General features: G+C 60.9%; 7 protein-coding genes and 1 pseudogene. 5 read left to right on the forward strand and 3 right to left on the reverse strand.

The genetic code is table 11. The annotated features are described in order from the left end of the window. Positions 1–246: 246 nt before the first annotated feature. Positions 247–372: pseudogene (locus EOA78_RS35110) on the reverse strand (acyltransferase); the annotation flags it as partial. Between the two features lie 573 nt (positions 373–945). After that, positions 946–1,221, reverse strand: a complete 276-nt coding sequence (locus EOA78_RS35115; RefSeq protein WP_091600633.1) for a hypothetical protein — start codon at positions 1,219–1,221, stop codon at positions 946–948. A gap of 409 nt (positions 1,222–1,630) precedes the next feature. Here EOA78_RS35115 and EOA78_RS35120 point away from each other — a divergent pair, with 409 nt between their 5' ends. From EOA78_RS35120 to tnpB, 3 genes are read left to right on the forward strand one after another with little or no spacing between them, the layout of a single operon-like run. Continuing rightward, positions 1,631–2,104, forward strand: coding sequence for a transposase (locus EOA78_RS35120; RefSeq protein ID WP_091600632.1), 474 nt, complete (start codon positions 1,631–1,633; stop codon positions 2,102–2,104). A gap of 54 nt (positions 2,105–2,158) precedes the next feature. Further along, positions 2,159–2,407, forward strand: coding sequence for a transposase (locus EOA78_RS37620; protein ID WP_236473611.1), 249 nt, complete (start codon positions 2,159–2,161; stop codon positions 2,405–2,407). Next, the gene (gene tnpB / locus EOA78_RS37855; protein ID WP_084831567.1) at positions 2,404–2,559 is read left to right on the forward strand and encodes an IS66 family insertion sequence element accessory protein TnpB; all 156 of its coding nucleotides are present in this window, start codon (positions 2,404–2,406) and stop codon (positions 2,557–2,559) included. Before EOA78_RS37620 ends, tnpB begins: the two co-directional genes overlap by 4 nt. A gap of 46 nt (positions 2,560–2,605) precedes the next feature. On the opposite strand, the gene EOA78_RS37630 is transcribed toward tnpB, so the two are convergent. Next, positions 2,606–2,854: a tyrosine-type recombinase/integrase gene (locus EOA78_RS37630; RefSeq protein ID WP_236372574.1), complete on the reverse strand. Its 249-nt coding sequence runs from the start codon at positions 2,852–2,854 to the stop codon at positions 2,606–2,608. 170 nt (positions 2,855–3,024) lie between these two features. Here EOA78_RS37630 and EOA78_RS37635 point away from each other — a divergent pair, with 170 nt between their 5' ends. Together EOA78_RS37635 and EOA78_RS37860 are read left to right on the forward strand one after the other, a co-directional pair. After that, positions 3,025–3,468, forward strand: a complete 444-nt coding sequence (locus tag EOA78_RS37635) for a hypothetical protein (protein WP_245466780.1) — start codon at positions 3,025–3,027, stop codon at positions 3,466–3,468. A 93-nt stretch (positions 3,469–3,561) separates the two neighbouring features. Next, positions 3,562–3,690, forward strand: a complete 129-nt coding sequence (locus tag EOA78_RS37860) for a hypothetical protein (protein WP_259980032.1) — start codon at positions 3,562–3,564, stop codon at positions 3,688–3,690. Positions 3,691–3,911: the final 221 nt, after the last annotated feature.

Consider the following 3,911-nt stretch of genomic DNA (forward strand, 5'->3'; position numbering starts at 1 on the left):
GCCGACGAATGACGCAGGCATTCCCTCACCGCTCTCCGACTCGGCGCGTTTCTTGATCAGGGCAATGACGTCCGTTGCGAATTGATCGGCCATTCTGTTTCCTGTCTTTCTTTCCCGCGTTTCGACCCGGACCCGCGGCTCAGTTCCTGAGGCGCGCCGCGTCGCGAAAGCCATCACGCTTGTGCGACTGACAAAGCCCAATGCTCATAAAGCCGGATCAGGTCCGGCCGGTGTGTGGCGTAGGTGCAGTATGACGATGTGAGCCGCTACACCGTGCGCGTCGTAGCCGATTGCGCGGGCTGCCGGTCTCGCGCCGGCCCAACTGCGGCCGCTTTCGAATGGCTTTGCGTGGAAGGTTCCCAGTCTGTCCATAGGCTCGGAAGAAGTCGGACAGTTGACATGGCCGGTCAGTTGCAACTCCCTTTCCCAGCACTCCACTGCCCGGTAGAGCGCATGAAAGTTCTCCTTTCGGGCAGTTCTTAAGACGCTCGCCACGCCATGAGGCAGTGGGGCATCGGTGTGCGTCAGGTGCTTCTGCCCATGCAGGATTCCACAACATTGATGAAATCGTTTGTTTCGATGAAAGGCATCCACACTTTGGATAGTTGACCACGCGTTTCAAAGATCGTGAACTACATCTCGTCGTTGTGCTCGACGCACTTCCGACAAGTAACCTCACGGGCGCGGCATGCAGGATCCGAGCCCAGCCGGTCATGAGTGCGGCCTTGCCGGGTCGGGCGATAGGCAGTCATGCCCTTCCTGCGGGTCAAGCACTCCGAAAAAACATTTCCCCCATAAATGCTAGATCTTCCGCTGCCTTTTCGCGTCACAGGCCGTCAAACGTCCGGCCGTTCACAACAGTGATCCGGCAAGTGTTTGGCTGCGCGAGACGATGCTGCAGGGAGTCGTCCTGCATGGCACTTCGCTATGATGCTGCGGTGCCGTCTAACGGCGCCTCGTGTTTGAACACACTGAACGGCCACCGCGATCAAAATCGATGGTTCGAGGACCGTTGATCATCACCCCGCCAGCCTCGATCTTGTTTGCCGCCACGAGAGCGACACAGAGACTGCTGGTGAAGATGCCCGCCTGCCCGCTATGTTCGGGATGGTTGACCATCCCGGATGGACCCATCGAGGGTGTCAAGGCGAGCATGAGCACAGGCGCGAACAGTTCACGGGCAGGCGCGACGGTGGCCGCAAAGCAACGTCGCGCCAGCATGCGATCTCAGCAGGATCGGCACCATCCTGTCAGGGAGCAATGCGAGTGGCTGGCTTAGCCGCTGCGACGCTGCCCGGCATCGATGACGAGGACCTGGCGCCGTGCGAGGAGCAAGAGTAGACGGATAGTATGCGCGGGAGTGGCGACCGACCACCTTGTTTCTAAGGCAGACTGAAAGCGGCTCTTACCGGGCGGCTACGCTGTTTCAGAGACTGGGGCGTCGTGCACATCCAGCCGATACTCTTTGTTGCGGATTGCGAACCGATTGCATTGCCGCAGTTACTGGCATCATGTTAACGCGTCGGACGGCGACATTGGCGAGCACGGTTTTGTGGCCGCAGTTGACAAAGCCCATAAGTTCTAGATGCTGCGTGCTAGAATAGATGTTTGAAATCGCAGGGAGTTTCTGATGTCCAACCTTAAGGAAACTGAGGCAACCCAGGCAGCAGGCGAGGTGCCCGTGAAGGAACAGACACCCGATACAAAGGCGCCGAAGACGCGGAAGCGGACCGCGCAGCGCGCAGGTGCTATACGAACCAGAGCCGCCAGCTCGGCTCTTCAGGCGTCTTCATCTAAAGCGATCGCTTCGCCTACAGTCCGGGCAGCGCGGAGAAATTACTCTGAGAACGAGCGTGCCCAGAAGCTCGGCGAGATCGAGAAGCAGATCGGACGGGGAGAGAGTATCAAGGCAGCCGTTCAGAACGCTGGAATATCGGAACAGACGTACTATCACTGGAAAAGGGCTGCTGGGCAGACAACACAGAGCGATGAGCTCAAGGATCTTGTGAAGCTTGAAGAAGAGAACGCCCGTCTGAAGAAGCTCCTCGCTGACCGGCTCCGGAAAGAAAACGCCGAGCTCAGGAAAAAGCTCGGGCTTGCTTGAGCCCTTTGCCGCCATAGGCAAAAAGCCCGAGGGGCGGCTGACCTGAGCTCCAAGGTGACCTTCCTTTCTTCCTGTGACACAGCGAACAGCGTCGCGCCCAGCAGCCGATACTGGCGCAACGAGCTGTTTCGACCTGAGACCGGGCAGCCGGCAACTGAAGACGTTCTTGACGAACGCGCCCAGCCGCTCCCGCCGCCAGTGGTGATCGAGCTGGACGTCGCCGGCAAGGTGCGGCTGCGGATTCCACTGACCACGCCGCCAACACTGGCAGCGGCGATGGTGAAGGCGCGGGGCGTTTCATGATCCCGGTCCCGAGCCAGGTGCGGATCTGGTTGGCGGTGGGCCGGACCGATATGCGTCGCGGAATGCAGCGTCTCGCTCTGCAGGTTCAGGAGACATTGGGCCGGGATCCGCATTTATGCGTCGGGCGAGATTATGTGGCGGAGCCGCCCTGACCCCTTCGGACCGGCCAAACCCAGCTTGCCTCCGCCACATAAACATTCAGATGGAGTTCAGCAGTTGCAGAACGGAGTCATTTGGTCGGAAACGCACGCCGTGATCGCCGGTGACGCCCGCCTTCTCGAGTCCATTGCGCATCATCTCTACATCCGCTGTGGCATAGCGGTGGGTCGTGGCGACCCGTGCATGCCCGAGCCAGGCTTGGATCGTCAAAAGGTCCACGCCGGACTGGAGAAGCTTCATGGCGAGGGAGTGCCGGAAGATGTGCGGCGATATGGGCTTGTCGGCCAAAGCCGGTCTGGTAGGCCCGGCGCTCGTTGCGGGCGCCGAGGAATATCGGTCGCGGCTCGTGATGGGCGATCCCGCGCTCGCTCAACAAGGATGTCAGCGCCCGCAGCCGGGTCCTTAGCAATGGGGACGACGCGGTCTCTACGCCCTTTGCCGCGCAGCAGCACTTGTGGGTGCGGCCGCTCCAACTGAAGGTCGTTTGCGTTGACGCCGGTGGCTTCGGAGGCCGGGCGCCGGTTCGTGCCAAGAAAGAGCAGAAAGGCTCGGTCGCGCCGACCACGGGGCGTCTTTGGATCTGGCGCCGCGATGAGGGTGTCCACTTCGGCCGTGGTGAGGTGGTACGTCACGTCAATGTGCGTCCGTTTAATGGGAATCGTCAGCACGCGTTGGGCGACGCCGAAGGATGCCGGGTCGGCGGCAGCGACGTGGCGGAAGAAAGATCGGATCGCGGCCAAGCGGGCGTTGCGCGTGGTGACGGAATTGTTCCGCTTCTCCTCGAGTTCGTCGAGAAAAGCGAGAACGAGATCTCGATCAGCTCTTCGAGCGCCAACGCCCCCGGCTTCTTCCGCAATCGGGCGGCGGCAAAGAGGATCAGCATGCGCAAGGCATCGCGATAGCTGGCCACGGTCGCGGGAGTCGCATTGCGCTGCTTCGTCAGGCGCCGGCGGAAATAGGACTCCAGGAGCGGCGCTAGGAGTAGGTGTTAACTCATGCTGCTCCTTGAGCGCGCCGCCATCGAGTGCCACCTCGGCTTGATCAATCAGATCAACGAGGCGTTGACGGTGGTCGAGGCGGATATCGCGGTGGTGCCCACTAGGATCCGACAATCCGTCGCCTGATGACGTTGCCTCCGTCACCGTGGGTGCGAACGTTGCCGCGGCAATCGGCAACATTCGGCGCTTCAGCGATCCACAGAGGCTTGTCGCCTACCTTGGCTTCTTCCGAGCGTGCGGCAGTCGGTGAGGGACCGGCCTATCATGGCCGCATCACGAAGCACGTCTCCTGAATCGAAACCTCTATCCGATCGACGAACGCCTCAAGTCTCGCAGGCGAGCAAGGC

It is taken from the genome of Mesorhizobium sp. M5C.F.Cr.IN.023.01.1.1 (genome assembly GCF_003997585.1).
GTDB lineage: Bacteria > Pseudomonadota > Alphaproteobacteria > Rhizobiales > Rhizobiaceae > Mesorhizobium > Mesorhizobium wenxiniae.